This window comes from Sphingomonas sp. 7/4-4 (genome assembly GCF_027941955.1).
Taxonomy (GTDB): domain Bacteria; phylum Pseudomonadota; class Alphaproteobacteria; order Sphingomonadales; family Sphingomonadaceae; genus Sphingomonas.
The window spans coordinates 3,312,218-3,335,623 of sequence record NZ_CP115960.1 but is presented as its reverse complement, the minus strand read 5'-3'; the positions used below and the strand labels follow the sequence as shown (position 1 = coordinate 3,335,623).

At 67.5% G+C, this 23,406-nt stretch carries 23 protein-coding genes and 3 pseudogenes; 18 read left to right on the top strand and 8 right to left on the bottom strand.

Annotation, left to right across the window (positions count from 1 at the left end):
- Positions 1–3: 3 nt before the first annotated feature.
- Both PIB19_RS16885 and PIB19_RS16880 read left to right on the top strand, forming a co-directional pair.
- Positions 4–1,578, top strand: coding sequence for an aldehyde dehydrogenase (NADP(+)) (locus tag PIB19_RS16885; protein WP_271238271.1), 1,575 nt, complete (start codon positions 4–6; stop codon positions 1,576–1,578).
- A gap of 281 nt (positions 1,579–1,859) precedes the next feature.
- Entirely contained in the window at positions 1,860–2,282 is a 423-nt protein-coding gene (locus tag PIB19_RS16880; RefSeq protein ID WP_271238270.1) for a nuclear transport factor 2 family protein, read from the top strand.
- A 381-nt stretch (positions 2,283–2,663) separates the two neighbouring features.
- Here the strand turns inward: PIB19_RS16880 and PIB19_RS16875 are convergent, their stop codons facing one another.
- The 4 genes and pseudogenes from PIB19_RS16875 to PIB19_RS16860 form a co-directional block, all read right to left on the bottom strand.
- A complete protein-coding gene (locus PIB19_RS16875) occupies positions 2,664–3,704 on the bottom strand; it encodes an aldose epimerase family protein (protein ID WP_271238269.1) in 1,041 nt (346 codons plus the stop codon).
- Complete coding sequence (locus PIB19_RS16870; protein ID WP_271238268.1) at positions 3,701–6,172, bottom strand: glycoside hydrolase family 3 protein; 2,472 nt, start codon at positions 6,170–6,172, stop codon at positions 3,701–3,703. The genes PIB19_RS16875 and PIB19_RS16870 overlap by 4 nt, the downstream gene beginning before the upstream one ends.
- A 43-nt stretch (positions 6,173–6,215) precedes the next feature.
- A pseudogene (locus PIB19_RS16865) lies at positions 6,216–7,738 on the bottom strand (ABC transporter permease/substrate-binding protein).
- Entirely contained in the window at positions 7,735–8,499 is a 765-nt protein-coding gene (locus PIB19_RS16860) for an ATP-binding cassette domain-containing protein (protein ID WP_271238267.1), read from the bottom strand. Before PIB19_RS16860 ends, PIB19_RS16865 begins: the two are co-directional and overlap by 4 nt.
- A 54-nt stretch (positions 8,500–8,553) precedes the next feature.
- Between PIB19_RS16860 and PIB19_RS16855 the strand changes: the two genes are divergently transcribed.
- Complete coding sequence (locus tag PIB19_RS16855) at positions 8,554–9,345, top strand: SDR family oxidoreductase (RefSeq protein WP_271238266.1); 792 nt, start codon at positions 8,554–8,556, stop codon at positions 9,343–9,345.
- On the opposite strand, the gene PIB19_RS16850 is transcribed toward PIB19_RS16855, so the two are convergent.
- Complete coding sequence (locus PIB19_RS16850; RefSeq protein ID WP_443018637.1) at positions 9,342–9,629, bottom strand: 4a-hydroxytetrahydrobiopterin dehydratase; 288 nt, start codon at positions 9,627–9,629, stop codon at positions 9,342–9,344. The two genes, PIB19_RS16855 and PIB19_RS16850, sit on opposite strands and share 4 nt — an antisense overlap.
- Positions 9,630–9,676: 47 nt before the next feature.
- Between PIB19_RS16850 and PIB19_RS16845 the strand changes: the two genes are divergently transcribed.
- The 4 genes and pseudogenes from PIB19_RS16845 (at position 9,677) to PIB19_RS16830 (ending at position 11,658) form a co-directional block, all read left to right on the top strand.
- Positions 9,677–10,081 (top strand): metallopeptidase family protein, encoded by a 405-nt coding sequence (locus PIB19_RS16845; RefSeq protein WP_271238265.1) that lies wholly within the window; start codon positions 9,677–9,679, stop codon positions 10,079–10,081.
- Positions 10,078–10,645 (top strand): annotated as a pseudogene (gene ccmA, locus PIB19_RS16840) (heme ABC exporter ATP-binding protein CcmA). Before PIB19_RS16845 ends, ccmA begins: the two are co-directional and overlap by 4 nt.
- 105 nt (positions 10,646–10,750) lie before the next feature.
- Positions 10,751–11,394, top strand: a pseudogene (locus PIB19_RS16835) (heme exporter protein CcmB).
- Positions 11,395–11,454: 60 nt separating this feature from the next.
- Positions 11,455–11,658, top strand: coding sequence for a hypothetical protein (locus PIB19_RS16830; RefSeq protein WP_271238264.1), 204 nt, complete (start codon positions 11,455–11,457; stop codon positions 11,656–11,658).
- A gap of 94 nt (positions 11,659–11,752) precedes the next feature.
- Here PIB19_RS16830 and PIB19_RS16825 read toward each other — a convergent pair whose 3' ends face one another.
- Positions 11,753–13,225, bottom strand: coding sequence for an NAD-dependent succinate-semialdehyde dehydrogenase (locus tag PIB19_RS16825; protein WP_271238263.1), 1,473 nt, complete (start codon positions 13,223–13,225; stop codon positions 11,753–11,755).
- An 87-nt stretch (positions 13,226–13,312) separates the two neighbouring features.
- Between PIB19_RS16825 and PIB19_RS16820 the strand changes: the two genes are divergently transcribed.
- From PIB19_RS16820 to PIB19_RS16785, 8 genes are all read left to right on the top strand, one after another.
- Positions 13,313–13,558: an exodeoxyribonuclease VII small subunit gene (locus tag PIB19_RS16820; protein WP_056616381.1), complete on the top strand. Its 246-nt coding sequence runs from the start codon at positions 13,313–13,315 to the stop codon at positions 13,556–13,558.
- Between the two features lie 4 nt (positions 13,559–13,562).
- Positions 13,563–14,471 carry a polyprenyl synthetase family protein gene (locus PIB19_RS16815; RefSeq protein WP_443018636.1) on the top strand — a complete coding sequence of 303 codons (909 nt, stop codon included), beginning with the start codon at positions 13,563–13,565 and terminating at the stop codon, positions 14,469–14,471.
- 2 nt (positions 14,472–14,473) lie between these two features.
- On the top strand, positions 14,474–14,974 hold the full coding sequence (coaD, locus tag PIB19_RS16810; protein WP_271241022.1) for a pantetheine-phosphate adenylyltransferase: 501 nt from the start codon (positions 14,474–14,476) through the stop codon (positions 14,972–14,974).
- Between the two features lie 69 nt (positions 14,975–15,043).
- Positions 15,044–15,742 (top strand): peptidylprolyl isomerase, encoded by a 699-nt coding sequence (locus PIB19_RS16805; protein WP_271238261.1) that lies wholly within the window; start codon positions 15,044–15,046, stop codon positions 15,740–15,742.
- Positions 15,743–16,798 carry a tRNA preQ1(34) S-adenosylmethionine ribosyltransferase-isomerase QueA gene (gene queA, locus PIB19_RS16800; RefSeq protein ID WP_271238260.1) on the top strand — a complete coding sequence of 352 codons (1,056 nt, stop codon included), beginning with the start codon at positions 15,743–15,745 and terminating at the stop codon, positions 16,796–16,798.
- Between the two features lie 13 nt (positions 16,799–16,811).
- The gene (locus tag PIB19_RS16795) at positions 16,812–17,330 is read left to right on the top strand and encodes an EF-hand domain-containing protein (protein ID WP_271238259.1); all 519 of its coding nucleotides are present in this window, start codon (positions 16,812–16,814) and stop codon (positions 17,328–17,330) included.
- 41 nt (positions 17,331–17,371) lie between these two features.
- The gene (locus PIB19_RS16790; RefSeq protein WP_271238258.1) at positions 17,372–18,289 is read left to right on the top strand and encodes a cation diffusion facilitator family transporter; all 918 of its coding nucleotides are present in this window, start codon (positions 17,372–17,374) and stop codon (positions 18,287–18,289) included.
- Entirely contained in the window at positions 18,282–18,956 is a 675-nt protein-coding gene (locus tag PIB19_RS16785; protein WP_271238257.1) for an HAD-IA family hydrolase, read from the top strand. The genes PIB19_RS16790 and PIB19_RS16785 overlap by 8 nt, the downstream gene beginning before the upstream one ends.
- 215 nt (positions 18,957–19,171) lie before the next feature.
- Here the strand turns inward: PIB19_RS16785 and PIB19_RS16780 are convergent, their stop codons facing one another.
- Positions 19,172–19,804 carry a cupin domain-containing protein gene (locus tag PIB19_RS16780; RefSeq protein WP_271238256.1) on the bottom strand — a complete coding sequence of 211 codons (633 nt, stop codon included), beginning with the start codon at positions 19,802–19,804 and terminating at the stop codon, positions 19,172–19,174.
- A gap of 172 nt (positions 19,805–19,976) precedes the next feature.
- Here PIB19_RS16780 and tgt point away from each other — a divergent pair, with 172 nt between their 5' ends.
- From tgt to PIB19_RS16765, 3 genes are all read left to right on the top strand, one after another.
- On the top strand, positions 19,977–21,128 hold the full coding sequence (gene tgt, locus PIB19_RS16775; protein WP_271238255.1) for a tRNA guanosine(34) transglycosylase Tgt: 1,152 nt from the start codon (positions 19,977–19,979) through the stop codon (positions 21,126–21,128).
- 71 nt (positions 21,129–21,199) lie between these two features.
- Positions 21,200–22,216 (top strand): cell wall hydrolase, encoded by a 1,017-nt coding sequence (locus PIB19_RS16770; RefSeq protein ID WP_271238254.1) that lies wholly within the window; start codon positions 21,200–21,202, stop codon positions 22,214–22,216.
- An 84-nt stretch (positions 22,217–22,300) separates the two neighbouring features.
- On the top strand, positions 22,301–22,606 hold the full coding sequence (locus PIB19_RS16765) for a hypothetical protein (protein ID WP_056616362.1): 306 nt from the start codon (positions 22,301–22,303) through the stop codon (positions 22,604–22,606).
- Positions 22,607–22,609: 3 nt separating this feature from the next.
- On the opposite strand, the gene PIB19_RS16760 is transcribed toward PIB19_RS16765, so the two are convergent.
- Positions 22,610–23,218 carry a winged helix-turn-helix domain-containing protein gene (locus tag PIB19_RS16760; RefSeq protein WP_271238253.1) on the bottom strand — a complete coding sequence of 203 codons (609 nt, stop codon included), beginning with the start codon at positions 23,216–23,218 and terminating at the stop codon, positions 22,610–22,612.
- Positions 23,219–23,406 lie beyond the last annotated feature (188 nt).

The following is a 23,406-nucleotide window of genomic DNA, read 5'->3' as shown; positions in this document are numbered from 1 at the left end:
TGCATGGCCCTGACTGGGGAATTGTTCGTCGCTTCGAAGCGCGTGCGTCGGGACGGCCCCGGCTTCAAGGCGGTTGCTGCGGCGACCGGCAGCGAGATCGAGCCGAGCTTCAGCGTCGCCACCACCGACGATGTCGAGACCGCCGCCGCCGCCGCCGAGGCCGCCTTCCCGATCTATTCGAGCCTGCCGCGCGAAGAGCGCGCCAAGTTCCTCGAAGCGATCGCCGAGGAGATCGAGGCGCTGGACGACGAACTGGTCGAGCGCGCGATGCAGGAAAGCGGCCTGCCCCAGGCGCGGCTGACCGGCGAGCGCGGCCGCACCGCCGGCCAGCTCCGCCTGTTCGCGAAGGAGCTGCGGCTCGGCGACTATCTGCGCGCGCGCATCGATCACGCTATCCCCGATCGCGCGCCCGCGCCCAAGCCCGACCTGCGGCTGCGCATGGTTCCGCTGGGCCCGGTCACGGTGTTCGGCGCGAGCAACTTCCCGCTCGCTTTCTCGGTTGCGGGCGGCGACACCGCCGCGGCGCTGGCGGCCGGCTGCCCGGTAATCGTCAAGGGACACTCGGCGCATCCCGGCACTTCCGAGCTGGTCGCCGGCGCGATCACCCGCGCTGCGCAGAAGACCGGCATGCCCGAGGGCGTGTTCTCGCTGATCAACGGCGCGGGCAATTCGGTCGGCTCGGCGCTCGTCACCGATCCGCGGATCAAGGCGGTCGGCTTCACCGGCTCGCGTGGCGGCGGCACGGCGCTGATGAAGCTCGCGCAGAGCCGTCCGGTGCCGATTCCCGTCTATGCCGAGATGAGCAGCATCAACCCCGTCTTCCTGCTGCCCGGCGCGCTGGCGGCCAAGGCCGAGGCGCTGGGCACCGGCTTCATCGCCTCGCTGACGATGGGCGCGGGCCAGTTCTGCACCAATCCCGGCCTCGTCCTCGCGCTCGAAGGTCCGGATCTCGATCGCTTCGTCACCGCGGCGACCGACGCGATGTGCGGCGCGCCATCGCAGGTGATGCTCACCCCGGGCATCCACAAGGCCTATGAGAGCGGCGTCGCGCGCTGGGCCTCGGCGCCGGCGCTCAAGCTGGTCGCACAGGGCCAGGAGCCGAGCGGCCCCACTTCGGGCCGCGGCGCGCTGTTCACGATGACCGGCGCCGATTTCATCGCCGACCCGAGCCATGCCGAGGAAGTGTTCGGCGCGGCTTCGCTGCTGGTGCGCTGCGCGAGCATCGACGAGCTGATCCAGGTCATCGGGCTGCTCGAGGGCCAGCTCACCGCGACGCTGCACCTGACCGACGAGGACACCGCGCTCGCGCAGCAGCTGCTGCCGGTGCTCGAGCGGCTTGCCGGCCGCATCCTCGCCAATGGCTGGCCGACCGGCGTCGAAGTGACCGACGCGCAGGTCCATGGCGGGCCGTTCCCGTCGACTTCGGACGGGCGCAGCACTTCGGTCGGCACGCTGGCGATCGATCGCTTCCTGCGCCCGGTGGCGTATCAGGACCTTCCTGCAGCCCTGCTCCCGGCCGAGCTGCGCGACGGCGATGCCGGCATTCCCCGCCGCATCGACGGCAAGCCGACGCTGTAAGGCGTGAAAATCCTCCCTCGCGAAGCGGGGAGGTGGCACGCGCAGCGTGATGGAGGGGGCATCTCCGCAAATGCGGCGCTCGTGGCTAGGCCCCTCCACCAGCTTCGCTGGTCCCCTCCCCGCTTCGCGGGGGAGGATTTCTGATAGCCGGTCATTGCCCCGTTCGCCGCTTTCGATCCGACCTGACGTTCGTCCCATCGGCGCGACGTTCAGCCCGTCCGGCGTTGCGCTGAATTTCAGACGCCTTAGGCTGGGCGCCTCAATCGGGAGGAATCCAGCTTATGCGTAGCCTGTTGTTGCTCGCGGCACTGACGATCGCCGCGCCCGCCTTCGCACAGGAGAAGGACGAGGCCGGCGCGCGTGCCGCAGTGAACCATTATCTCGCGGGCCACGCCACCGGCAGCCCCGACGAGTTCCGCGCCGCCTTCCATCCCAAGGCGATGCTCTACTGGAACCGCGACGGCGCCTTCGCCGAGCGGACCAGCGCCGACTATATCGCCGGCGCGCCCGGCAAGCCTGCGCCCGACGAGGCCCAGCGCCGCCGCTCGATCGAGAGCCTCGACGTCACCGGCAATGCCGCGATGGCCAAGGTCGTGCTCGATTATCCGAGCGTGAAGTTCACCGACTATCTCTCGCTGGTGAAGGCGGACGGCGAGTGGCGGATCGTCAACAAGATCTTCAATGTGGAACGGAAGACGCCGTAGGGGCCGAAGTGATCACACGAATGTCGGCTATTGGCGGTTAGCGGACGCCGCTCAGAAGCAAGCGCCTTGGGAGCAATCAAACCCTACCCAAAGAATGAAGATCGAGACAATTGTATATGTTACCCCAGCGATTATTTGGGTAACGCTTGACCAATTCGACGTCACCACGGCGCACAGGCCGGCTGTCACGATTAGGAAAATAACTAGCGCGGACAGTGTGTTGCTTTGCGAAAAGGCGGGCACAAGGTTTGTGGACGTAACAAGCGCGAACCAAGGCAGGAATAGCAGAATAAGCAGCGTTCTGATTGTAGCGTTCATAAGCGCATGATCTACTTTTTGCTCGTCATCGCAAGGGCTAGAGCATTCGAATGCGTTCCTGACCTATCCAAACACCTCCGCCACATCCTTCGCGGTGCGGAACCGGAACGCCATGTCGTGGCGATATTCCTGCCCCGGGTCGAGCCGCGCCGAGGGGAAGTTCGGCTTGTTGGGGCTGTCGGGGAATTTCTGCGGTTCGAGGCAGAGGCCGCCGCGTGCGGGATAGACGCCGCCGCCGGTGCCCGGAGCCCCGTTCGCCAAATGGTTGCCGGTGTAGAATTGCACGCCCGGCTCGGTCGAATGCACGTCCATCACCCGGCCCGATTTCGGATCGAACAAGGTCGCGATGCGGCGGATCCCGCCGGCAGTGCTGTCCAGCACGAAATTATGGTCATAGCCGCCGCCGAGCTTGAGCTGCGTGTCGTCCGCCTCGATGTCACGCCCGACCGGCTTGGGCGTGCGGAAATCGAACGGCGTGCCTTCGACCCGCCTGAATTCGCCGGTGGGGATCAGCGCCGCGTCGGTGGGCGTGATCTGGCTCGCGGGGATCTGCAGGACGTGATCGAGGATCGTCGTCCCGCTGCCTTCGCCCGCGAGATTGAAATAGGCGTGGTGGGTCAGGTTGATGACCGTCGCATGATCGGTAGTGGCGCGGAAGCGGATCGCGAGCCCGTCCGCCTCGATCGCGTACCGCATTTCGACATGCAGATTGCCGGGAAAGCCATTGTCGAGATGCGGGCTCAGTAGCGCGAAGGTCACCGAATGCGCATCGCGCGCGGCGACCTGCCAATCCTGCACGTCGAAGCCGCCCGGCCCCGAATGCAAATTGTTCGCGCCATTATTGGCGGGCAGCCGATATTCGGTGCCGTCGAGCGTGAAGCGCGCGCCGCCGATCCGATTGGCATAGCGCCCCGCGACCACGCCGTAGAAGCGCGGATGCGCGCGATACTCCGCCAGGTCGCGATAGCCGAGCACGACATTGGCGGCCTTGCCGTCGCGCCCGGGCACTTCGAGCCGGCGCAGGGCCGCGCCGAGCGTGAGCAGCTCGGCGCGAACCCCGTTCCGGGCGATCTCGATCGTCTCGATCGCCGCGCCCTTGCTCACGGCTTGGCACCGGGACAGATCGAGTTGTTGGGATCGGAGACGATCCGCACATCGGCGATGCTGAGCCCGAACGGGCCCGATGCCTCCAGCACCAGCGGCGCATTGACCTTGGTCAGATCGACGCCGTTCTGCTGATAGCATTTGAGGAACACCTTGACGGTGCGCCACGTGCCCACCTGGCCGGAGAACAGGCTGGTCGCGTCGATCGCGCCCTTGTTGGCGCCGCCTTCCATCGAAAGCTGCACCTTGCCCGCCGGTGCGCGATCGACGCGGTAGCTGATTTGCAGCGACAGATCGCCATTCGCCTCGCGGCTGAGATCGAGCTCGCTCCCGCCGATCCGCAAGGTCGCGGGGCCGTTGGGCCAGACGAGCTGCTGCGCGCCTTCCTGCGTCTGCGGTCCGTCCACCGTCTTCCGGGTGATCCGGCTGTCGGTCGCGAACGAGAAGGGCGCGGGCGTGACACCCTTGGCGAAATAGGTGCTGGTATTGCCGAGCGACGGATCGAGGCCCGCTTCCTCGCTCAGCGCCGGCACCGCGCCGCTCTTGGCATAGGTCAGGCCGTAGCCGAGCGCGAACAGCGGATCATAGCCCGGCTTGCCCTTGTTGTTCGCGAACTGGCCCGCGGTCTTGGGCCAGCTGAACGACAGGCGCCCCTTGAAGTCGGTGCGCGGCTTGCCCGCGGCGTCGCCGACCAGCACATCGGCCACGCCGCCGCCCTCGCTGCCCGGCAGCCATGCGGCGACGAAAGCGTCCGAGGCGTTGATTTCGGGATTGGTCCAGAGCGGACGGCCCGAGAGGAACACCGAGACCACCGGCACGCCGGCGCTCTTGAGCTTCTTGAGCAATCCCAGTGCCTGCTTGTCGCCGGGCTGGAATTCGAGCGTGCGGATGTCGCCGCGCATCTCGGCATAAGGCTGCTCGCCGAACACGACGATCGCGACATCGGGCTTCGCGGTGAAGGCCCCGTCCTCGGACAAGGTCGCCGTGCCGCCCGCGGCTTCGACCGCCTTCTTCACGCCCGCGAAGATCGTCTCGCCATTGGGGAACAGGTCGTTGGCATTGCCGTCGCCTTGCCAGCTCAGCGTCCAGCCGCCGGTCTGCATGCCCATCGAATCGGCGCCGGGGCCGGTGACGAGCACCCTGGCGCTCGCCTTGACCGGAAGCACGCCGTTGTTCTTGAGCAGCACCAGCGACTTGGCGGCCGCCTCGCGTGCGATCGCGCGGTGCTCGGGCGCGCCGAGCACGCCGGCCTTGCCCTCGATCGGCCGCGCCGGATCGAACAGGCCGAGCTTCGCCTTGACGCGCAGGATGCGGCGGACAGCGTCGTCGATGCGGCTCATCGGAATCGTGCCGTCCTTGACGTGCTTGACCGTCGAATCGAACAGCCCCTTCCAGCTGTCCGGCGCCATCGCCATGTCGAGCCCGGCGTTGAACGTCGCAGCGCAATCGGTCGGCGTGCAGCCGGGGATCTGGCCATGGCCGTTCCAGTCGCCGACGATGAAGCCCTGAAAGCCCATCCGGCCCTTGAGCACGTCGGTGAGCAGCGACTTGTTGCCGTGCATCTTCGCGCCGTTCCAGCTGTTGTACGACGCCATCACGGTGAGCGTGCCGGCGTCGACTGCGTTGGGGTAGCCGGCGTCATGGATCGCGATCAGTTCGTCTTCGCTGACGCGCGTATCGCCCTGGTCGATGCCGTTGAAGGTGCCGCCGTCGCCGAGGAAGTGCTTGGCCGAGGACGCGACCTTGCCCTTCTGGATGCGGTTGGTGGTGCCCGGTTCGCCTTGCAGCCCGCGCACCATCTCGCCGGCATAGGAGCGGACGATCGCCGGATTCTCCGAATAGCCTTCATAGCTGCGGCCCCAGCGGTCGTCCTGCGGCACGGCGAGCGTCGGACCGAATGCCCAGTCGGGGCCCGTTGCAGCGGTTTCCTCGGCGGTGGCGGCGCCGATGCGGCGGATCAATGCGGGATCGTTGGCCGCGCCGAGCCCGATATTGTGCGGGAAGATCGTCGCGCCGATGACGTTGTTGTTGCCGTGGACGGCGTCGACTCCGAAGATCAGCGGGATCGGGGCGTGGCCCTGATGCGGCTCCATTGCCACGACGCGGAAGGCGCGTGCAGTCGCCACCCAGTCGGCCTGCCCCGAGCGATCATTGCCCGAGAGCGGCGGCGAATTGCCGCCCGCGAGGATCGAGCCGAGCGGATATTTACGCAGATCCTCGGGCTTCACGCTGCCGATATCGCCCTGGATCATCTGCCCGACTTTTTCCTCGAGCGTCATCTTGGCCATCAGGCTCGAGACGAACTTCTCGGTTGCGGGATCGACCAGGCCTTCGCTGGCGGCTTTCGGCCATTTTGCGGGGTCGGCGACGGTCGGCCCACCTGACAGCGCTGTCGGCGCTTGCTGCGCAACAGCCGGCGCGGCCCACAGAATCGTGGTCGCAAGCAACAGCTTCGTTCCAGGCCGCATCTCAACTCTCCCTCTTGTTCTTTGTGTTAGCGATACCGCGTATTCAGTGCCCGAGTCCACGCCCCAGCCATCGTGCGGCGGCGTCGGGGCTCTGCTTGTCCGTGTCCCGATCGACCAGATAATTGGCCTCGCGCATCTTCTCCACCGGAATCGCGCCGATCAGCGGGCGCAGTGCCGCCTGGAAACGCAGGTCTCCGGCGCGGCGCGGGGCGAGCAGCAGGATCGCGTCGTAACCGGGGATCGCCCCTTCGGATCGGTGAGGACCGCGAGCTTGTCGGCGGCGATGCGGCCGTCGGACGAGAAAGCGGAGATGACATCGGCCTCGCCGCTCGCCAGCGCACGATACATGAAGGTCGGCTGATACGGGTGCGCCGATTTGAAGTTCAGGCCATAAGCGCGGCGCACCGCCGCCCATTCGGGCCGGTCGAGAAATTCGACGTCGGTGGCAAAATCGAGTTCGTCGGCTTGGCGCGCGAGGTCGCTCAGGCTGGCGATCCCGCGACGCTTCGCATCCTCGCCGCGCATCGCAAAGGCATAGGCATTCTCGAAGCCGAGCGACCCGAGCAGCGTAACGCCGTGGTTCGCCTTCGCCCATTGCGCCACGCCATCGACGATCGCCGCGCGCGGCGGCACGTCGGTGCGCTTCATCTGGTTGGCCCAGATCGTCCCCGAATAATCGACATAGACATCGACATCGCCGCTCGCGAGCGCGCCGAACGCCACTGCCGAGCCGAGGCCTTCGCGATAGCGCACCTTGTAACCCGCCGCCTCCAGCCGGTGCCCGATCAGCCGGGCGAGGATATATTGCTCGGAGAAACCCTTGGCACCGATGGTGACCGTGCCGCGCGCTGCCGGCCATGCCGGCGCCAGCGCGATCGCCGCCGCGACGAGCAATGCTGCGAGGCTCGCCCAGACCAGCCCGCGCCGGCGCCGTGCGATGCCGATTTCGGCGAGCCCGAGCAGGGCGTCGACTGCCAGTGCGAGACCGGCGGCGGCGGCGCAGCCGGCGAGGACGAGCGTCCAGTTCTGGGTCTGGAGCCCGGCGAAGATCAGGTCGCCGAGGCTCGGCTGGCCCACCGTTGTCGACAGCGTCGCCGCGCCGATCGTCCACACCGCGGCGGTGCGGATGCCGGCCATCAGCATCGGTGCCACCAGGGGCGCCTCGACCAGCCACAGCCTTTGGCCGCGCGTCATCCCCATGCCGTCGGCCGCCTCGATCACCGCGGGGTCGAGATTGGCGAGGCCGGTCACGCCGTTCCGCAGGATCGGCAACAGCGCGTAGAGCGACAATGCGAGCAGCGAGGGCAGGAACCCCAGCGCCGGAATACCGCCGCCGACCAGCGCCGAGAGCCACAACAGGATCGGATAGAAGAGCGCGAGCAGCGCGAGGCTCGGGATCGTCTGGACGAGGCTGGCGAAACCGAGCGCGATGCGCCCGACCGTTTTGCTACGCGACGACAGCACGGCGAGCGGCAGGCTGACGACCAGCCCGAGCAGCAGCGCCGAGAAGGCGAGCAGCAGATGCTGCGCGAGCAATTCGGGCACGCGCGCGAAGGCGGCGGTCACTTCTCCAACTCCGCGAGCCGATGCGCCTGTTCGCGCGGCACCGCGACCAATGCGTCCGCGGCCGCCCCCGCCTTGCCCGCGAGCAGATCGCGCGGCGTGGCATCGGCGACGATCCGGCCGGCCTCCATCACCAGCACGCGATCGGCGAGGAGCAATGCCTCAGCCATGTCGTGGGTCACGAGGATCGTGGTGAGCTCCATCCTGTCGTGCAGCGCGCGGATCGCCTTGCCGAGTCCGTCGCGCGTGACAGGATCGAGCGCGCCGAACGGCTCGTCCATCAGGAGCAGCCCGGGCCCGCAGGCCAGCGCACGCGCGACGCCGACGCGCTGGCGCTGGCCGCCCGACAAAGCGTCGGGCATGCGCCCGGCCAGCTCCGGCGCGAGCTCGACCAGTGCGAGCAGCTCGGCCACCCGGTCCTTCGTATCGCTCTGGCCCGCTAGCCTGAGGCCGATCGCGACATTCTCGCCCACATTCATGTGCGGGAAGAGCCCGATATTCTGGAAGACATAGCCGATCCGGCGGCGCAGCAGATGCGCGGGCTCGGCAGCCACCGGCTCACCATGGATCCGCACTTCGCCTTCGCTCGGCTCGATCAGCCGGTTGACCGTCTTGAGCAAGGTAGACTTGCCCGAGCCCGAGGTGCCGACCAGCGCCACGAAGCTGCCACCCGCAATCTCCAGCGACACCTGGTCCACGGCCTTCACGCCAGCATAGACCTTACTGACATTTTTGAAGGTAACGCTGCGCGATTGCTCTGGCATCGCCGGCGGTTGTGCGGGATGAAGTTGCAAAGGTCAAAAAACAGGAGGGGGCGGATGGCGGGCGAGAAGGCGATCTTCATCACCGGCGGCGGATCGGGAATCGGCCAAGCGGTCGCGAAGCTGTTCGCCGCCCGCGGCTGGCGCGTCGGGCTGGCCGACGTCAACGCCGCGGGGCTCGAGGCGACCAGCGCGATGCTGCCCGCCGGCATGGCGACCGCCCACGTGATGGACGTGCGCGACCGCGATCAATGGCGCGAGGCGCTGGCCGCCTTCGCGGCGGCAAGCGGCGGGCGGCTCGACGTGCTGTTCAACAATGCCGGCATCGCGGTCGGCGGGCCGCTCGCTTATGCCACCGACGACGAGATCGACCGGATCGTTGGCATCAATCTGGTCGGCGTGATCAACGGCGCGCGCGCGGCTTATCCCTTCCTCAAGGCGACGCCGGGATCGGCGCTGGTCAACACTGCGTCGGCCGCGGCGATCTACGGATCGAGCGGGCTGGCACTCTATGCCGCAGTCAAGTTCGGCGTGCGTGGCCTGTCGGAAGCGCTAGACGCCGAATGGGCGGCGGACGGGATCAAGGTCCGGGTGGTGATGCCGAGCTTCATCGACACGCCTTTGCTCGATTCGAACGTCTCCGGCACCAACCGCACCGCGCGCGATTCGGTACGCGCGGCGGGGCTGGAATTCACCCCGGTCGAGCAGGTCGCGGAGGAGATCTGGGCAGGGATCGAGCGCGACAAGGTCCATGTCATCATCGGCAAGACTGCGCGCCGGCTCGCCTTCGCCGCGCGCTGGATGCCGGGTGCGCTCCGCAAACAGATGCGCCGCGGCGCGATCGCCTAGAGGAGCGCGTCGATCGCCTGCGCCATCGCGATGTCGCGCTGCGAGAGTCCGTCGGCGTCATGCGTGGTGAGCAATATGTCGACCCGGTTCCACACGTTCGACCATTCGGGATGATGATCGGCCTTTTCGGCGATCAGCGCGATGCGGGTCATGAAACCGAACGCCTGGTTGAAGTCGTCGAAGGTGAAGCGGCGTGTGATCGCGTCGCGGGCTTCGTCGTAGGTCCAGTCGGGAATCGCGGCCAGCGACTCGCGCCGGTGTCCCTCGGTCAGTCGCGCCACCATGATCGCCTCCTTGCCCAGCCTTTGCCGCTCGGCCTATGGGTTCGCGGATGAGCGGGCAAGCGCCTTCCCACGCGCCGAGCGCGGCAACGATCGAGACGCTGGCCCGCGACGCGCTCGCGCGCATCCCCGAGCCGTTCCAGACGCATCTCGCCGACGTGGTGCTGATCGTCGAGGAATTCGCCGATGACGAGACCTTGGACGCGATGGGGATCGAGGATCCGTTCGACCTGACCGGCCTCTATCACGGGCGCCCCGTGGGCGAGAAATCCGCGTTCGATTCGGGCGGCTTGCCCGATCGCATCCACCTTTATCGCCGTCCGATCCTCGACGAATGGTGCGATACCGGCGTGCCGCTGCAGGTACTGGTGGCGCACATCGTCGTGCACGAGGTGGGGCATCATTTCGGCCTGTCCGACGACGATATGCACGCGCTGGAAGACGCCGCCGGGTGAACGCCGGCCTGTCCTTCGCCCATGTCACCTGCATCCGCGGCGGCAATCTGCTGTTCGAAGGGCTGAGCTTCACGCTGGCGCCCGGCGGCGCGGCGCTGGTGAGCGGCCCCAACGGCACCGGCAAATCGAGCTTGATCCGCATCGCGGCGGGGCTGCTTCCGGCCGCTGCCGGGCGCGTGGAAGGCGAAGGGCGCGTGCGCTGCTGGCGGAGACGGCCGCGCTCGATCCGGAGTTGAGCGTCGCGGCGGCGCTGCACTTCTGGGCGCGGATCGACGGTCGACCCGCCGCGGTCGACAATGCGCTCGCCGCAGTCGGCCTCGGCGATCTCGCGCAGGTCCCGGTGCGGCTGCTGTCGACCGGGCAGCGGCGGCGAACGGCATTGGCGCGCGTGGTGGCGAGCGGTGCGCCGGTCTGGCTGCTCGACGAACCCGCCAACGGGCTCGATGCGGAGTCGGTGCGGACGCTGGAGGCGCTGATAGCCGCGCATCGCAGCACCGGGGAATCGCGCTGGTGGCCACGCATTTGCCGATCGCATTGCCGGATGCACGGGAGCTGCGGCTATGACGGCACCCTCTCCCGTTCGTGCTGAGCTTGTCGAAGCACCGTCCTTTCTCGCGAGGAAGCAAGAACAGCCCTTCGACCAGCTCAGGGCGAACGGGGTGATGAAGCGTGAGCATCTTCGCCGCGATCGTGTGGCGCGAGCTGCGGCGGGCTTGGAGCACCGGCGGGCTGCTGATGCCGATCGCTTTCTTCCTGCTCGTCGCGATCCTGTTCCCCTTCGCGATCGGCCCGGATGCCAGGTTGCTGGCGCGGGTCGGCGGCGGCGTGATCTGGGCGGCGGCCCTGCTCGCGGCCCTGCTGCCGGTCGAGCGGCTGGTCACCCCCGATGCCGAGAGCGGCGTACTCGATCAGTTCGCCGTGCGCGGATTCTCCGATGCCGGCGTGGCCGCGGCGAAGATGGTAGGCCATTGGCTCGGCTTCGCGCCGGCATTGCTCGCCGCAACCTTGGTGGCGGCCGCGCTGCTCCATCTGCCCGCCGGCGCGCTGCTGCCGTTGCTCGCGGGCCTCGCGATCGGCACGCCGGGCCTCGCCGCGCTCGGCATCGCCACCGCCGCGCTGGTAGCGGGCCTCCGCGGCGCTGGCGCGCTGGCGGGGCTGGTGATGCTGCCCTTCGCAGTGCCCCTGCTGATCTTCGGGGCAGGCGCGACCGGCGACCAGCCGGGGCATTCAAGCTGCTTGCGGCGGTAAGCCTGTTGCTGGTCGCGGGCTGCCCGTTCGTCGCCGGCGCAGCGATCCGGATGGGACGCAGCTAGCGCGGCGCCGTTGCGGCCCTCGCCATCCAGGCCTAGGCTCTCCGCCGTCAGGAGGCCGCCATGCCGCTTCTCCGTCTAGCGCCTTTACTCCTCGTGCTGACCGCAGCCGCACCCGCCGGGCAGCGCGTCGACGTCGCGCTCTCCAACTTCGCCTTCACGCCCGCGACCATCCAGCTGACGCACGGCCAATCCTATGTCCTGCATTTGTCGAGCAAGGGCGGCCACAGCTTCGCCGCCAGGGCTTTTTCGCCGCCGCGACGATAGCACCGGCGGACCGCGCCCGGATCAAGGACGGCAAGATCGAACTCGAGGGCGGCGAGAGCGCCGACATCCGTTTCATTGCACCCGGAGCAGGCGTCTATCCGATCAAATGCACCCATTTCCTCCACGCCGGCTTCGGCATGACCGGCAAGTTCGTCGTGCGCTGAACGCGATCCTCCGGCGCGAAGGCCTCAATCCCCGCCTTCCCCGCGCCGTACATCACTGCCTTCAAGTTCATGAACTCGTGCATTCCCCAGGGCCCGAGCTCGCGGCCATGGCCCGACAGCTTCACGCCGCCGAACGGCGCTTCCGGGGTTGAGGCGAGCAGCGAATTCACTGCGGTCATGCCGGACTGGATGTCCCGCGCGAACCGCTCGATCTCGGCTTCGTCCCTGGTCCACACCGCCGAGCCGAGCCCATAGGGAACGTCATTCGCCAGCGCGATCGCCGCATCCACGTCCTCGGCCTTGTACACCGCGGCGACCGGCCCGAAGATCTCCTCCTTCGCAACATCGCTCTCCGGATCGAGACCAACGAGCACGCCGGGCGTCATCCACGCGCCTTCGCGGTCGATCTTCTCCGCGCCGAACAGCAAGGTCGCCCCCGCCGCCTTCGCGCGTTCGACCTGCTCCAGCACCGTATCGCGCTGCGCCTCGCTGGAGAGCGGCCCCATCACTGTGCCAGCATCCATCGGGTCGCCGATCCTCACCGCCTTCATGCCTTCCGAGAATCTGTCGAGGAACGCGTCATAGACATCGGCGTGCACGATCATCCTCTTGGCGCAGATGCAGCTCTGCCCGGCATTCTGGACGCGCGCGGTAACCGCGGTCTTCGCCGCCAGATCGAGATCGGCCGAGGGCATCACGATCAGCGGATCCGATCCGCCCAGCTCGAGCACCACTTTCTTGAGCGCCTTGCCCGCCGCCTGCGCGACCTTGGCGCCCGCGCCCTCGCTGCCGGTCAGCGTCACCGCCACCACCCGCTTGTCGGCGATGATGTCCGAGACCTTGTCGGACTTGATCGCGAGGTTCTGGAACAGCCCGTCGGGCGCCCCCGCCGCGCTCGCCAATTGCTGCATCAGCGCGCCGCAGCCCTGCACGCTCGACGCGTGCTTCAACAGTGCGACATTGCCCGCCATGATCGTCGGCGCGAGGAAACGGACCACCTGCCAGTACGGGAAGTTCCACGGCATCACCGCGAGCACCGGACCCATCGGCAGCCAGCGCGCCACCGCGCGGCCGGTCGCCGTCGTCACTTCGGTCGGCTCCAGATAGCTCGGGCCATGCTCGGCATAATGCCGGAAGCCCGAAATGCATTTCTCGACCTCGGCGATCGCGCCGGTGATCGGCTTGCCCATCTCCTTCACCGCGGTCTCGGCAAGGTGCTGCTTGTTCGCTTCCCATTGGTCCGCGATTCGCCCGAGCAATGCGGTCCGCTGGTCGAGCGGGGAATTGCGCCAGGACTGGAAGCAGGTCTGTGCGCGGCTCAGCGCCAGTTCCACGGCGTCGGCGTCCAGCTCGCGGAAGCTTTCGCCGGCCTCGCCGGTCGCGGGGTTGATGCTCGTGAACATGGCACACGTCTCCTCGAAACTCCGTGCTCAACATGTGGCGTGGTTCGGCGGTTGCAATCCCCGCCCGCCCTGCCGCATAGCGTGCCGATGGCAGACGAAGCGCAAATCTCGGAGCTCTCGTTCGAGGAGGCACTCAAGGAACTCGAGCGAATCGTGATGCGGCTCGAAAGCGGCGACGCGCAGCTCCAGGAGGCGATCGACCTCTACGAACGCGGCGACCAGCTCCGCCGCCAGTGCGCCGCCCGGCTCGACGCCGCGCAGGCGCGCATCGAGGCGATCCGCACCGACGCGCAGGGCCGCGCCACCGGCACCGCTCCCTTCGCCGCCGGCTGACCGGGTGGCGAGCGTGGCCGACGCGTCTCTCGCGCTCCAGTCGGCGCTCAGGCAGGTCTCCACCGAGATCGACCGCCAGTTCGACGTGCTGCTGGCGATCCCCGACGATCCCCGCGAAGGCCTGTACCGCGCGATGCGCCACGCCGCGATCGGCGGGGGCAAGAGGCTCCGGCCCTTGCTCGTATTCGGCACTGCGGGCCTGTTCGGAGTCAATCGCACCGCCATCGCCCGCGTCGCGACCGCGCTCGAATGCATCCATGTCTATTCGCTGATCCATGACGATCTGCCGGCGATGGACGATGACGACATGCGCCGCGGCAAGCCGACGGTGCACAAGGCGTTCGACGAGGCGACCGCGATTCTCGCCGGCGACTGCCTCCACGCGCTCGCCTTCGAGATCCTCGCCGGCGACGCGACGCATGCCGATCCCTTCGTGCGCGTCGAACTGGTCGGTGCGCTCGCCCATGCCTCTGGGCCCTCGGGCATGGCGGGCGGGCAGATGATGGACCTGGAGGCCGCGAAGGCGAGCTTCGACTTGCCTACCGTCACGCGGCTGCAGGCGATGAAGACCGGCGCGCTGATCTCCTGCGCGGTCGAGAGCGGCGCGATCCTCGGCCGCCTGCCGCCCGAAGGCCGCACGGGTTTGCGCGGCTATGCCCGCGATCTCGGCCTCGCCTTCCAGATCGCCGACGACATCCTCGATGCCGAGGGCGACGAAGCGCTCGCCGGCAAGAAGCTCCGCAAGGACGGAGCGGCGGGGAAGGAGACCTTCCTCACCCTGCTCGGCCTCGATCGCGCCCGCGAGCAGGCGCGACTGCTGGTCGACCAGGCAGTCGCGCATCTGAAGCCTTACGGCCCCGAGGCCGATCTGCTGCGCGATATTGCGCGCTACACGCTGGAGAGGGATCGATGACTATCCGCACCGGAGTCTATCCCGGCACCTTCGACCCGATCACGCGCGGGCACATGGATATCATCCGCCGCGGCGCCAAGCTGGTCGACCGGCTGGTGATCGGCGTGACCACGAATCCCTCCAAGTCGCCGATGTTCACCATCGACGAGCGCCTGGCGATGGTGAAGCGCGAGACCGCGGGGATCGAAGGCGAGATCCACGTCGTCAGCTTCGATTCGCTGCTCATGGACTTCGCCGAGCGCGAAGGCGCCAGCATGATCATCCGCGGCCTGCGCGCCGTCGCCGATTTCGAGTATGAATATCAGATGGCGGGGATGAACCAGCAGCTGAACGACCGCGTCGAGACGGTCTTCCTGATGGCCGACGTCTCGCTCCAGCCGATCGCTTCGCGGCTGGTCAAGGAAATCGCTTTGTACGGCGGTGCGATCCGCAAGTTCGTCAGCCCCGCGGTCGAGGCCGACGTCGCGCGCCGGGTCTCGGAGATCGGCCGCAAGGGCAGTTGAGACACTGCCTTTCCGCCGCCACACCTTTGCTCTAGACCCTTCGCCGACAAGAGAATCCTGGGGATGTTGATGCGTTTCGTTGCCGCCTTGGCCGCTGCTGCCGCCATGTTGATTGCCGTGCCCGCCGCCGCCCAGAAGGGCCCCGCCGCCAAGCCCGAGATCGAGACGTTCAAGGGGGTCGCCGCCGATCCCAAGGCGACCGTCGCGACCACCGTCGCTGCCGACCCGGAAAACACCTGGATCCTCGATCTCTCGACCGGCGGCCGCGTCACGATCCGACTGCGCCCCGATGTCGCGCCCAAGATGGTCACGCAGGTCAAGACGCTCACCCGCCGCAAATTCTATGACAACGTCGTGTTCCACCGCGTGATCGACGGCGAAGAGAACATGGCGCAGGGCGGCGATCCGACCGGCACCGGCACCGGCGAATCCGATCTTCCGGACGTGCCCGCCGAGTTCAACAATCTACCCCATGTCCGTGGTGCGATCTCGGCCGCGCGCACCAAGGACCCGAACAGCGCCAACAGCCAGTTCTTCATCATGTTCGGCCCGCGCCTGGGCTTCGACCACGATTATACCGTGTTCGGCCGCGTGGTCGAAGGCATGCAGTGGGTCGACAAGATCGAGCGCGGCGAGCCGCCGGCAAACCCGACCCGCATCCTCCACGCCTATATCGCCGCGGACAACCCGCCGCCCTATCAAGCCCCGGTAGTCGCTGCGCCGGCGGCGTTGCCGGAGGGCGAGACCAAGGTCACGCTGCCCCAGTAAGTGAACGTCGACCTGTTCGATTTCGAGCTGCCGACCGAGCGGATCGCGCTCCGCCCGGCAAGCCCGCGCGATTCCGCGCGCCTGCTCGTGCTGGAGGGCGCGGATACACGCGACGCGACCGTGCGCGAGCTGCCGTCTTTCCTCCGTCGCGGCGACCTGCTCGTGTTCAACGACACCCGCGTCATCCCCGCCCAGCTCGAGGGGCTGCGCGGCGAACGTAATGATGGCGCGCAAAGCGCGCCGGGCGCCCGCATCGGCGCGACCCTGCACAAGCGCGAGGGCCCGCGACGCTGGCGGGCGTTCATCCGCAACGCCAAAAGGCTGCGCGAAGGCGACAGCGTGGATTTCGGCCATAATGTAACGGCGCTCGCGTCGGACCGCGCCGAGGATGGCAGCTTCGCGCTCGATTTCGCCGGCGACGAGCCGGTCGAACTGCTGCTGACACGCTGCGGCCGGATGCCGCTGCCGCCGTACATCGCCTCGAAGCGCCCCACCGACGCGCGCGACGCCGACGACTATCAGACGATGTTCGCGAGTGAGCCCGGCGCCGTCGCCGCGCCCACCGCCGCGCTGCATTTCACGCCCGGGCTGCTCGCCGCGCTCGAGGCGGCCGGGATCGGCCACGCGACCCTGACGCTCCATGTCGGCGCGGGTACCTTCCTGCCGGTCAAGGCGGAGGATACCGACGCGCACAGGATGCACGCCGAATGGGGCCGGATCGACGCCGCGACCGCCGACCGGCTCAATGCGGTCCGCGCCGCGGGAGGCCGGGTGATCGCGGTCGGCACCACCAGCCTGCGCCTGATCGAGAGCGCCGCGAGCGCGGACGGCGTGATCCATCCGTTCGAAGGCGACACGGCGATCTTCATCACGCCCGGCTATCGCTTCAGGGGCGTGGACGGCCTCGTCACCAACTTCCATTTGCCGCGCTCGACCTTGTTCATGCTGGTATCGGCGCTGATGGGGCTCGATCGGATGCAGGCGGCCTATGCCCATGCCATCGACAAGGACTATCGTTTCTATAGCTATGGCGATGCCAGCCTGTTGCTGCCCTGACGGAAGGACATCGATGCGCCTGTTCCTGCTGCTCGCCGCGTTCGTCGCCGGCCCCGTTTCCGCCCAGCAGGCGCGGCCGGCGCAGGTGACGCCGGTCGTGCCCGGCCCGCAGGCCCAGCCCGCCGCCACGGTGATGGCCGAGCCGGTGGCGATGATGATCGCGGCGTTCGATCGCGACGGCGATGCCCTGGTCAGCCGCGCCGAGTTCGACGCCGGGCTCCGCCACAGCTTCGACAGCGTCGACACCCGCAAGACCGGCTCGCTCGGCTATATCGCCTTTTCCGACTGGTCCGAACGCTGGCTCGGTGACCGCAACACACTGCCCAGCCCGTTCGAGACCGATCGCGACGGCGACAACCGCATCACCTGGGACGAATTCGCCGCGCGTTTCGCGCTGCTGTTCACGCGATTCGACACCAACAAGGACGGGTCGCTCGCGCGCAGCGAACTGCTGACGCTGCGCCCGCAAATGTTCGATCGCGACCGGCGCGGACGCACCATGAGCGCGCCCGCCCAGCCTCCGCGCAATTGAGGTCCTAGCATCTCATGCGTTTGCGTGGCTAAACGGCGATAATGGCGGGACATCACGAGCACGATCATCACCATGCCCATGGTCCGGCCGGTTTCGGCCGCGCCTTCGCTATCGGCACGGCGCTCAACCTCGGCTTCGTGCTTCTCGAAGGCACTGCGGGCTTCCTCACCGATTCGGTCGCCTTGCTCGCCGATGCCGGCCACAACCTCTCCGACGTGCTCGGGCTGCTCGTCGCCTGGGCGGGCGTGGAACTCGCCAAGCGGCCGGCCTCGAAGCGTTTCACCTACGGCCTGCGCGGCAGCTCGATTCTCGCCGCACTGACCAATTCGGTACTGCTGCTCGTCGCCGTCGGCGCCATTGCGTGGGAAGCGATCGGGCGTTTCTCGGATCCGCCGGCGATCGCAGGCGGGACGGTGATGATCGTCGCCGGCCTCGGCATCGTCGTGAATCTCTCCACGGCGCTGCTGTTCGCACGCGGGCGCAAGAGCGACATCAACATCCGCGGCGCCTATCTCCACATGGCAGCCGACGCCGCGGTCTCTGCCGGCGTGGTGATCGGCGGCGGGCTGATCCTGCTGACCGGCTCGGAATGGGTCGATCCTGCGGTGAGCCTCGTGATCGTTGCGGTCATATTGTGGAGCACCTGGGGGCTGGCGCGCGAATCGCTGACGATGGTCCTCCAGGCGGTGCCCGAGGGGATCGATGCGGACGCGGTCCGAAACACCCTAGCCAATCTGCCCGGCGTCGCGCGCGTCCACGATCTCCACATCTGGCCGATGAGCACGACCGAGGCGGCGCTGACCGCGCATCTGGTGATGCCCGATGGACATCCCGGTGATGCATTCCTGATCGATCTCCAGCACCGCCTCGCGCACGATTTCCGGATCGATCACACCACGGTCCAGATCGAGCTGGGCGAAGGCGCCGAATGCCGGATGCATGGGGACGCGCATGGTTGAGGCAGTCCGCCCAGCCGATGTGCCGCCGCCGCCGCTGATCCGGCTGGTGATCTTCGATTTCGACGGCACGCTTTCCGACAGCGGCGACTGGTTCCTGTCGGTGATCGACCAGCTGGCGCGGCGCTTCCGCTTCCGCACCGTCGCGCCCGATCAGGTCGAGATGCTGCGCCACAAGAGCTCGCGCGAAGTGATCGACTTTCTCGGCATTTCGCGCTGGAAGATGCCGCTGATCGCGCGCCATCTGCGCAAGCTCGTGGGCCGCAACGCGCACGAGATCGAGCTTTTCCCGGGCACCCCCGATCTGCTCGAGCGGCTGGCGGACACCGGCGTCAAGATCGCATTGGTCACCTCGAACTCCGAAGCCAATGCGCGGAAAATCCTGGGCGAGGAGCATGCCGCCCGGATCGACTTCTATGCCTGTGGCTCGTCCTTGTTCGGCAAGGCGCCCAAGTTCCGCCGCGTGCTCAAGAAGATGGGCATTCCCGCTGCACAGGCGCTGGCGATCGGCGACGAAACCCGTGACGTCGATGCCGCGCGCGAAGTCGGGATGCGCGCGGGCTCGGTATTGTGGGGCTATGCCAGCGAGGCGGTGCTGACCGCGCTTCGACCCGACGCTTTGTTCCGCAAGCCGCAGGATATCATCGACTACGTCGCCGCGCATCGCTGAGCCTGAGGCCGTATCGATATTCGACGGCTCTTCTCCTGTCCCTGTGGGAGAGGTAGCGAAGCTTGGCAGCTTGCTGCCTAGCGCAGCTAGGTGAGGGTGTCCTGCTATCGATAGGGTGATCCCTCACCCAGCTCCGACTAGGACCCGCTGAAGAAGCGGACCCAAGTCTGCGCAACCCTCTCCCGACGGGAGAGGGAAGTGAAAGTCGGTACGCCCTAATCCAGATGCACCGCCAGCCAGACACTCGGGCGGTCCTTTGCGGTCCATGTCACCCAATGCTTCTGTCCGCCCGCGATCCAGACATGATCGCCCGGGCCGAGCGTCACCTCGGCCGAATCCTCGATGCGCAGGCCCGCGGCGCCCTCGAGCAGCAGCACCCATTCGTCCTGCGCCTGCACCATCGGTTCGTCCTCGGGCGTCGCCTGTCCGCGCGAGACGATCCGCTCGACACGAATGCCTGGGCGCGCCAGCAATTCGGTGAATGCCTCGGCGCGCTTCGCCGCGGGTAGCTTCGTCAGCAGATTCGCCACCTTCACCTTGAAGCGCGGCTTTGGCTTGGGTTTCGGCGCCGGAGCCGCTTTCACTTCGGGCCCGGCCTTTCGCCGCGCCTTCACCGAACCGGCCGACTTGCTCCACGCATTGCTCGCCGCGCCGCGAAGATAGCCCTCTATCTCCTCGGCGCCGGCAGTGAGGCGATCTTTCTCGACGCCGAACACCGGCGCCCCTTTCGCGTCGTGCAATCCATATTTGCCGAAGTCGCCGCCCGGCTTGCGCCGCCGCGAGCTGACCAGCTTCAATCCGCGATGCGCCGCCATCTCGCGCAGCTTCTCCGTCGTCTCGTTCGGCATGATCCTCCTTATCCTCCCCCGCCAGGGGAGGTGGCGCGCGCAGCGTGTCGGAGGGGAGGAAGCCCAAGCGCTTGTTGGGAGTCCTCCCCTCCGTCAGCCTTTGGCTGCCACCTCCCCTTGCGGGGGAGGATAGGCTTGCGCCACGCCTGCGAACCGGCAAAGGCAACGCCCCATGTCATCCTCGGCTCCCCGTTTCCAGTTCACTATCCACGCCACCGACGGCAAGGCGCGGCTCGGCACCATCGCGATGCAGCGCGGCGAGATCCGCACGCCCGCCTTCATGCCGGTCGGCACCGCCGCTACGGTCAAGGCAGTCAAGCCGCAGGATGTTCGCGCATCGGGGGCCGACATCCTGCTCGGCAATACCTATCATCTGATGCTGCGCCCCACCGCCGAGCGCGTCCACAAGCTCGGCGGATTGCACAAGTTCATGGGCTGGGACCGGCCGATCCTCACCGATTCGGGCGGCTATCAGGTGATGAGCCTGTCGGAGCTGACCAAGCGCAGCGAGGAAGGCATCGTCTTCAAGTCGCACCTCGACGGCTCGCGCCACATGCTCAGCCCCGAACGCTCGATGGAGATCCAGCGCCTGCTCGGCTCGAACATCGTCATGGCGTTCGACGAGCTCGTGCCCACCACTTCGACTCGCGACGTGCAGGCCGCGGCGATGGAACGCTCGATGCGCTGGGCCAGGCGCTCGCGCGCGGGGTTCGATGCCGGCGGCGAGCATGCCGAGAACAACGCGCTGTTCGGCATCCAGCAGGGGGCGCTGGACGAAAGCTTCCGCAAAGTCTCTGCCGACGCATTGCTCGACATCGGCTTCGACGGGTATGCGATCGGCGGCCTGGCCGTCGGCGAGGGACAGGAAGCGATGTTCGGCGTGCTCGATTATGCTCCGGGCCAGCTCGATGCCGCCAAGCCCCGCTACCTGATGGGCGTGGGCAAGCCCGACGACATCGTCGGCGCGGTCGAGCGCGGAGTCGACATGTTCGATTGCGTCCTCCCCACCCGCTCGGGCCGCACCGGGCAGGCCTTCACGCGGACCGGCCCCATCAACATCCGCAATGCGAAGTTCGGCGAGGACGAAGGGCCGCTCGATCCCACCTGCGCCTGCCCGACCTGCACCGGCTGGAGCCGCGCCTATATCCATCACCTCGTCCGTGCCGGCGAGATTCTCGGCGCGATGCTGATGACCGAGCATAATCTCTGGTTCTACCAGCAGCTCATGGCCGATCTGCGCGCGGCGATCGGCGAAGGGCGGCTGGCGGCGTTCGCCGACGACTTCCGCGCGCGCTATCGCACGGCCGAACCCCCGAAGCCTTGACTTAACCATCTTCTGTTCCGTCGCGGGACGGGTCGAAATCGAAGGGCGTTTCGTTCAACTTTTCGCGATATATGCGCTGGCTTCCGGGCCCTTTGGGCTTCCATGAGGCAGCGCATTTGTTCTGGCGGCGGTTCACCCGAGTACAGGCACGAGGGCTGACGGCGGGGGCTTTGGTCTCGCTGGTCGGCGCAGGATTCTCGGCGCAGGCACTCAGCCCCGAGCCGCGTACCACCTCCGGCAAGCCTGCCGTCAGCGGCTATGAGGCCGACGATCATTTCCCCGGCGCCGCTTATTATACCGCCGTTTCCGACGAAGCGGCGGCGAGCGGCATGACCGGGACGATCGCGCTCCCCGATATGCCGGTGCCCGAAAATGCAGTGATCGATTCGTCGATCCAGCCGGCCGCGCCGTTCCGCCTCGCCGGAACGCCCGTCGATAACGCGCGCGCGCTCCAGTGCCTCACTACGGCTATCTATTATGAAGCGGCGAGCGAGCCCGACGACGGCCAGCGCGCCGTCGCACAGGTCGTGCTCAACCGCGTGCGGCATCCGGCATTTCCCGCCACGGTGTGCGGCGTCGTTTTCCAGGGTTCGGAGAGAAGCGGCTGCCAGTTCAGCTTCGCCTGTGACGGTGCCATGGCGCGCATCCCGTCGCGCACCGCGTGGGACCGCGCGGCGCGGGTGGCCGGGGCGGCGCTCGCCGGCAGCGTGTTCGCGCCGGTCGGCATGGCGACGCATTACCACACCTATGCCGTCACGCCGTCGTGGAACCGCAGCCTGGTGATGACCGGCGTGTTCGGCGCGCATTTCTTCCATCGCTGGAAGGGCTGGTGGGGCATGGCCGCCGCATTCCGCCAATCCTATCAGGGCGGCGAGCCCTTGCCGGCGCCGCATGCGAGCGCGGCTGCGACGATCGCCGCCGTGCAGCCGGTGCCGCAGCCCGTTGCGGCTGCCTCGCGGCCGATCAGCGAAACGATCCAGCCGGCGCATGCCGAAAGCGGCATGCCCACTGCCGATTATGCCGCGGCTGCGCTCCCGGATTCGCAGATCCTCGACAAGTGGAAGGACAGCGGCAAGCCTTTGCGCTGAATCGGGACATTGTGTCCCGGATTGACGCTGCCGCGTTCCGGAAAGCGTTTGCGCGCGTTCCGGAACGGCTCCTAGTCTGGGCGCATGAAGAAGCCCGTCAGTCCGGAAGATTTCGGCGACATCATCGAGACGATGATCGAGACGCAGGCACTGCTTGTTTCGTCGATCTATGTCGATCTGGTGAATTTCGGGCTGCTCGAAACCGATGCCGCCGCTCGCCGGCTGCAATCACTCGGCAATCTCACCACCACTCCCCACCACCGCCATCCGGAAGTCGCCGCCGCGCTGGGCGACCGCCTGCGCGATTATGCCGACGGCTTCGAGCGGGCGCATCGCAGCGGCGACCGGCCGCAGGTTCGGCTTCGTGTGGTGAACGGCGGCAAGCGCTGAGCGTCAGGCGCGGTGCCGGTCGGCTTCCGGCTCGGCAGAATCGGCGGAATTGGCCCGGTGGCGGCAGAATTCGGGCTTGAGCGCCCAGCCCTGTCCCCGCACCGAATGGATGAAATCGCGGCCGCCGCTGGCGAGTTTGAGCTTCTGGCGTAGGTTGGACACGAACACGTCGATCGTCCCCATCGACGCCTGTTCGGCCGCATCGGCATACAGCGCCTGATGGATGTTTCCGCGGGAAACCGGCTGCGGCATCGCCTGCCAGAGCAGATCGAGCACATGCTTCTCCGATTCGGTCAGCCCCACCTGCCGCCGGCCGACGCGGTATTGGTTCTCCTCCGGCCGATAGACCAGCGAATTGAAATAGTCGTTGCGCAGCTCGCGCGGCTTCGCGCCCTTCTCCAGCGCGGAGAGGACGAGACCGACCAGTTCCTCGCGATGCGAATCGAGCACGGCCTCGAGCGCGGGCGCCTCGCCCGCTGCGGGTGCGTCCTGGCTCAGCTCCGACGCCCGCCGAACCAGATCCAGCGCGTCGTCCACCGAGCGGCGGCTTTCGATGAGTCGCGCTTCCGCGTCGCGCAATAGCCTGGCGAGCGAGTTGCCCTCAGCACCCATGCCGCGATCCGGATGCACGGATGCAGTCGACTGCCGCAAATGCAGTGGCGGCGATCGGGGTCGCGGAGTGGGCGGACGTTGTCACAGTTACGCAAAGCATAAATGAAGCCACTATACGTTAAGGTGCGTCGGTGCGATAAGATGCAGTGTAGCATCCCGTCGTCCAAGACATTCAACCAATCTTTGCG